The sequence below is a fragment of the Okeania sp. SIO2F4 genome (assembly GCF_010672385.1).
In the GTDB taxonomy this organism is placed as follows: domain Bacteria; phylum Cyanobacteriota; class Cyanobacteriia; order Cyanobacteriales; family Microcoleaceae; genus Trichodesmium.
In genome coordinates this window covers 1-5,995 of the sequence record NZ_JAAHGT010000600.1, presented here as the reverse complement: position 1 = coordinate 5,995, position 5,995 = coordinate 1, and the positions used below count along the sequence as shown (strand labels likewise).

Here is a 5,995-nt window from a genome sequence, read left to right as displayed (position 1 = left end):
GCCTATTACTAGGGGCAGAATTGTTAGTAGATTGTATATTTAGTGACATTTCTGGTAGGTCTGGATGTGATGATAGTTGCATTTTTACTCTCTTTTGCTAAAAGTTGGACTTAAGTTCAAATCAATTTGCTCGAGGGTATAGGAGCAGATATTCATTTGTCTGCTTATATCAGTCTTATCTTTTATATCAGTGTAGCAAAAAACACATCTTTTTCCGAATGTTGTAGGATAAATTTTATTTGAGGTGGTGATAATTTTGACAAAATTATCATTTCAGTGTAAAGCAATACATTTTTTGCAAAAAGCTGTAAGTTTATATCGGGAGAAATTGGAATGGTCTTGTAGCTATGAAAAAAAGTTAGAAGTTTGGGCAAGGATGGAGGTAATTCCAATGAAGCAGATTAGAGATTGTGGAGGAATTATATACAAGTCGGCGATCGCTCTGAAGTTAGCTCCAGTTTTGCAGAAACCGGCAATATATATTGCTAGTGAGTTAGCTAAGTATTGTGGAGAAATAGTTAATACTGAGGGAAGGAAAGATGTAGTAAATTTCCAGGTTGAGGTAATTTCATCTGGTATAATTTATTTGGAATTAATGGATTTGAGCATAGCTAATTGGTTAAGTTATTTAAGTTCTGTTCCCCTCAAGGATGATCAACAAAATTTTCGGGTGGATGTTGACTATCAATCTTCTTGTGAGACTATAAATTTATTTCCTATTCAATATAGTTATGCTCGTTGTTGTTCTCTATTGCGTATGGGTGAATGGGATGGTCTGATTGTTCTTGCTCGGACAACTCTAGAAAACTATAGTCAATTTTGGTTGATTCTGAATTCTGATTCTATACCCTGGCAAAAATCTAATGGGGAATTACAATTTTTACATGATGCTGAATATGAATTAATTGCGGAAATTGTCTCTACGCTAGATTATATATATTGTTTTTCTACTACTAAAAAAGCTATAAATTGGGTGAAAGTAGCTAATTCTCTTAGTTCCGCTTTTCAAACTTTTTACTGTCAGTGTCGTATCTGGGGGGTGGTGAAAGTAAAAACACCGAAATTAGCAAAGGCTAGATTAGGTTTAGTTTTGGTAACTCAGTCTCTACTGAGATTTTTATTGGAAGAAAGGTTGGGTGGGAAAGCACCTATTGAACTTTAGTTGAGTCTTCTAATTGTCAAAGTGCTGAAAATAAAACTAAGACGTTTGAGTTATATTGTATAGTGCTACCCGCTAGGGAACAGCAGACTGTTAAAGAATTTTCTGATTTGGAAATGTCGGCATCCTTACAGTGCTTTTCAGTTGAGTAGAGCACAAAACTGTTGTAGGAGTAATGAGTAATGAGTAAGGAGGCAGTATGATTGTGGTTTATTCATCCATTTTACCGCTGTAATGGGTAGCGCTATAATTTATGACGACAACTGCAATCTATCTGTAGACGCGGGATTTTTTTTCGGTAGCTCTCAGAAAATGAAAATATTGGTGGTTTTGCACTCTTTGTATTGATGGATGGAAGGATTTGATCAGGGAAAAGCAAGGGTTTATAGTCAGCGACAGTTGATGGAAATATTTCTGGTATTGCTCTTGGGAAAATTTTCTGAAATGGAGCGATCGCCTCTCAGCTCAGAATTTTGGTTGAATAAAAAATCATGTGTATGGGCGAACGACGCCATCTAATCTTTAGCTTATCACAAAAATTTTGAGGATGCAACGGAAAATTCTTTGGCGCGGGATTTTTTTTAGGTGCTTCATAAAATGAAAATCTTGGTGATTTTGCACTTGGGTATTGATCGATGGAAAGATTTGATCAGGGAAAAGCAAGCATTCATAGTCAGCGACAGTTGATGAAAATATTTCTGGTATTGCTCCTGGGAAAATTTTCTGAAATCGAGCGATCGCCTCTCAGCTCAGAATTTTGGTTGAATAAAAAATCATGCGTATAGGCGAACGACCCCAGTTAATCTTTAGCCTATCACAAAAATTTTGAGGATGCAAGGGAAAATTCTTTGGCGCGGGATTTTTTTTAGGTGCTTCATAAAATGAAAATGTTGGTGGTTTTACACTTGGGTCTTGATCGATGGAAAGATTTGATGAGGGAAAAGCAAGGGTTTATAGTCAGCGACAGTTGATGGAAATATTTCTGGTATTGCTCCTGGGAAAATTTTCTGAAATGGAGCGATCGCCTCTCAGCTCAGAATTTTGGTTGAATAAAAAATCATGTGTATGGGCGGACGACGCCATCCAATCTTTAGCCTATCACAAAAATTTTGAGGATGCAAGGGAAAATCCTTTGGCGCGGGATTTTTTTTAGGTGCTTCAGAAAATGAAAATGTTGGTGATTTTGCACTCTTTGTATTGATGGATGGAAAGATTTGATCAGGGAAAAGCAAGCATTTATATGAAGCTTAGGAAAGTGCCTCCAGAACTTTAGTTCAGTGCTATAATTAGCATAAAATTTTATTCAAAATAAAACTAAGACGTTTGAATTATATTGTAATTTACGACGGCAACTGCAATCTATGTGTAACCTTGGTGCAGGTATTAGAAAATATAGACCAGGGTCAACTATTCGAGTACATTCCTATGCAAGATTTAGAAACATTAAATCAGTTTAGTATTACTGCACAAGATTGCGAAATGGGAATGATTTTAATTAAAGCTAATGCACCAGAATGTAGATGGCAAGGTAGTGACGCAGTAGAAGAAATAGGGCGACTATTACCTACAGGGAATATTTTTATAGCAGCATATCGGAGTTTACCTGGGGCGAAATGGATGGGCGATCGCTTTTATGAGCAGATTAGGGATAATCGTTATACTATTTTTGGTAAACGTTCTACTACTTATCATTCGCCCTATCCAGTCGGTTGTAAAGCTTCTTTATCTGAAGAAAAAGGTTCAACTTAAGCTTGAATATTCAGATTTAATTTGGGTAAAAAATCTCGACTATTTTGATAATCAAAATAGTTACTTAATAAATTAGGGTTTTTGCCCAATTTGAATTTTAGTAACTTTAATAGCAACTTAAATTTATCGCGACTTACGCATTCGTGGGTTTTGAACACTATATATCTATAGCGCTATAGTTTTTGAAAGCTATATATAGCTAGCGTCTATGGGTAATTCCTTTTTATATTATGTCCGGATAGACACTAACTATAAAGTCATTGGGAAGTTCACGGAGTCGAAGGAACTAATCTCAGAGGTTTGAGATATTTCTTCCATTTATTCCTAATGATAACTATTCAACCGGACATGATATTAGTCTCTCAGAAAATCTTCTTTCTTTTCATCTTCAATCCACTTCTGAAAATCTTTAATTTTTTGCTCTACATATTGTTTGTGGTCCAGAAGTTCTACTCTATTAAAAATTGGTAGTAGTGATTTAAGATATTCTACGATTTTATGTGTTGCTTCAATATTCTTAGAGCTACTCAAAATATAATCTTCTGAGGAAAGTTCCTTATAATTCTTAACATAAGGTTCTAGGGGAAGTTTCTTAAAATCTTCAAAATTTGGATTGTGCTTACAAAATAAATTGATAAATTGATAACGTCTTTCGTAGGGAAATGTTGTAGTTACGCTCAACAATAATTGCATCAAATCAATATCTGTATATCTATTTTCCATCAGACTTTTTAGCAGTTTATTTTGTCTATCCTCAAGAATAAATTTCTCTTCTTCTGTTATTTGCAAAAAAAATATTCTTTCGAGAATAGTATTTCTGGATATAGAGCTAGATAATTCCTTTTCTTTCTGATAAATATGCTCAACTACTGGAGTAATTAATTCTTGATAATTTTCATATTGCCAAAGAAACGTATAATCTAGGTTATCTTGGAAATAATAGGAGTTTGAGAATTGTTTCTGAGAATATACCCAGTCAATATATTCAATTATGAAATTTTGGTCAGCATCAAGAATGCGAATAAATATATCTTTGGAATTAGATGAGTGTACCCTGATGTTTGGACTTGATAAATATGCTCGTTTTAGCACATCAAGTTTTCCTGTGAATAATTCAATTAAAAGTTCATTGACTTGAGTGTAACGATTAAATAAAAAATCAAAAGGATCTGGATAATTTTTCTGTTGATTAATTTTACTCAGAATAATTTCTGTTACCTGAGCAACCACATTTTTATCTAAGTGACGATATTTGAGAAGAAAGTCAAATCTTTGTCGTATTTCATCAAGTTCGCTTTGCTGATATAAGCTATAGAGTTTCTCCAAATAGTCGGATGTAACTTTCTCTTCAGGTAGTAAGTTGTAAAATCCAAATAACCATTTTCTTTTTGAATAAAAATCAAATTGATTGAGCAATTCAAAAGCTTTTTCAACTCCAGAAATTTTAATTAACTTCTCAATTAATGGAAATGGAAAGTTATTAATTTGAAATGGATCGCCACGTTTGAGATAATCTTTCAGAACATCTAAATAAAGGTCTGAATTTTCACAGGTGAGAAAAAGAACTTCTGCTATTCTACCACTGGGAAATTCAGAAGAGTAATGGTTTTTCTCTTTTGTTACAGCTTTTATCTCATGGCATTTATCAAAGAAATCGTGATAATCCTTAAAATTGTAATTAGCAAAATATTCTTTGATTTGATTTTGCTTAAATTGCTCATATTCTTTCCCGTCTAAATAGCAGTTTTTTATCTCATTCAAATTATCTGAAAGTATCCTAGACACCTCATAAGTTTCATTGACAAATCGTTCTCTTATTTCATTATTAAATTCAATTTGATGAGACTCTAGAAAATCCAAATATTTCTGAACAATAAGACAATGATAATAATCTTTAGGATTGAATTTATCTTTAAGAAATTCAATAAATTCAAGAACTTCTAGAGCATCCTGCTTAATAATTTCGCTGACAGTAAATTTAGAAAATGAATTGCTATATGTATGAATTAGATTGATTACCTTTTTCTGAAAAATATCAATCTGATAGAGCTGAAATATTCCCCGCCAAATTTTCTTTCTCAACTCAAATAATTCCGGTGTAGTTGGTGGAGAAAATTGATAGAGTGTAAACTCTTTCTTTTTCATCTGAGAAGTATCAAATTGAAGATCGAGGTATTTTTCAGCTACACCAAAAAATAGTTTTGCAAATAATTCGTTTTTTCCTTCATTTACTTTTTCCAGTAGCTTATCAATAACTATCGACTGAGTAATAAATTTTGTTATGTAGGAATCACGTTGAAATCCAAAAGTTTTAGTAAGAAGGCAAAACACCTGTGGTAGTTCCTGTGGTTTTTTTGTCAAATATTCAAACAGCAAATCTATTGCAATTTTTTGGGAATTTTGTTCATCAGAATTACCAAATAAACTAAGTAAGTCAAGAATAGAATCTTGTGGAATATGAATATTAGAATTAGACGGAATATCTAAAGTTGAAATATCTACTGACTCGACTGCCATCTTGCCAATAAAGTATTTAGCATAGATGAGAATTTCTGTCTGTTTAAAAAACCCAAAAAGTTTCATCAGTTGAATTAAACTTTTCTCATCTCTTGCCACCTCATAATTTTCCCAAACTCTGTCTACATCTGGAGTAAGTATTTTGATAATCTCCTTACTATCAAAAGCACTTAAAACAGGATTAAGAGCATCAACAAAATTATATTGAAACTGAGGAAAAAAATTATCTAAGAGAACGGAAAATTTCAACAATTTCTCCTTGAAAAAAGTAAGATAAAACAGATATGTAGCTAGAACCTGGTCAGATATTCTGGCAATCTCATTTTCATATATATCTACAAGTTCAAATTTATATAATTTACGAACTGCTTCCCAGAAAATTTCCCTTTCAATATTAAATGCTGTTTGAATCTTTTCCATCATTTCATCGTTAGAGTTATCTACTACTTGAAAAAAAGCAAAGATACCAGCAACTTCCAATAAACTTTCATCTTTAAAATCTTCAATATCTTTTCTGATTGAAGAATAGTATTCATCATAAACATCAGATACATTGTTGATACTTTGAAT

6 protein-coding genes are annotated in these 5,995 nt (G+C 32.7%); 5 read left to right on the top strand and 1 reads right to left on the bottom strand.

Going from position 1 to position 5,995, the window contains the following annotated elements; genetic code table 11:
* Nucleotides 1–256 precede the first annotated feature (256 nt).
* The 5 genes from F6K22_RS28480 to F6K22_RS28460 all read left to right on the top strand — a co-directional run bounded on the left by F6K22_RS28480 (nucleotide 257) and on the right by F6K22_RS28460 (nucleotide 2,908).
* Nucleotides 257–1,162, top strand: coding sequence for a DALR anticodon-binding domain-containing protein (locus tag F6K22_RS28480; RefSeq protein WP_293105852.1), 906 nt, complete (start codon nucleotides 257–259; stop codon nucleotides 1,160–1,162).
* A gap of 348 nt (nucleotides 1,163–1,510) precedes the next feature.
* On the top strand, nucleotides 1,511–1,678 hold the full coding sequence (locus F6K22_RS28475; protein WP_293105851.1) for a hypothetical protein: 168 nt from the start codon (nucleotides 1,511–1,513) through the stop codon (nucleotides 1,676–1,678).
* Nucleotides 1,679–1,794: 116 nt separating this feature from the next.
* The gene (locus F6K22_RS28470) at nucleotides 1,795–1,944 is read left to right on the top strand and encodes a hypothetical protein (RefSeq protein WP_293105849.1); all 150 of its coding nucleotides are present in this window, start codon (nucleotides 1,795–1,797) and stop codon (nucleotides 1,942–1,944) included.
* Between the two features lie 134 nt (nucleotides 1,945–2,078).
* The gene (locus tag F6K22_RS28465; protein WP_293105848.1) at nucleotides 2,079–2,312 is read left to right on the top strand and encodes a hypothetical protein; all 234 of its coding nucleotides are present in this window, start codon (nucleotides 2,079–2,081) and stop codon (nucleotides 2,310–2,312) included.
* A gap of 170 nt (nucleotides 2,313–2,482) precedes the next feature.
* A complete protein-coding gene (locus tag F6K22_RS28460) occupies nucleotides 2,483–2,908 on the top strand; it encodes a thiol-disulfide oxidoreductase DCC family protein (protein ID WP_293105847.1) in 426 nt (141 codons plus the stop codon).
* A 354-nt stretch (nucleotides 2,909–3,262) separates the two neighbouring features.
* Here F6K22_RS28460 and F6K22_RS28455 read toward each other — a convergent pair.
* The coding region (locus F6K22_RS28455; RefSeq protein ID WP_293105846.1) for a hypothetical protein at nucleotides 3,263–5,995 on the bottom strand (2,733 nt) is incomplete at its 5' end.

Excerpts from the sequence above, each read along its gene's own strand:
- F6K22_RS28475 (WP_293105851.1), top strand. The coding sequence starts at position 1,511 with ATGGAAGGATTTGATCAGGGAAAAGCAAGGGTTTATAGTCAGCGACAG.
- F6K22_RS28470 (WP_293105849.1), top strand. The coding sequence starts at position 1,795 with ATGGAAAGATTTGATCAGGGAAAAGCAAGCATTCATAGTCAGCGACAG.
- F6K22_RS28465 (WP_293105848.1), top strand. The coding sequence starts at position 2,079 with ATGGAAAGATTTGATGAGGGAAAAGCAAGGGTTTATAGTCAGCGACAG.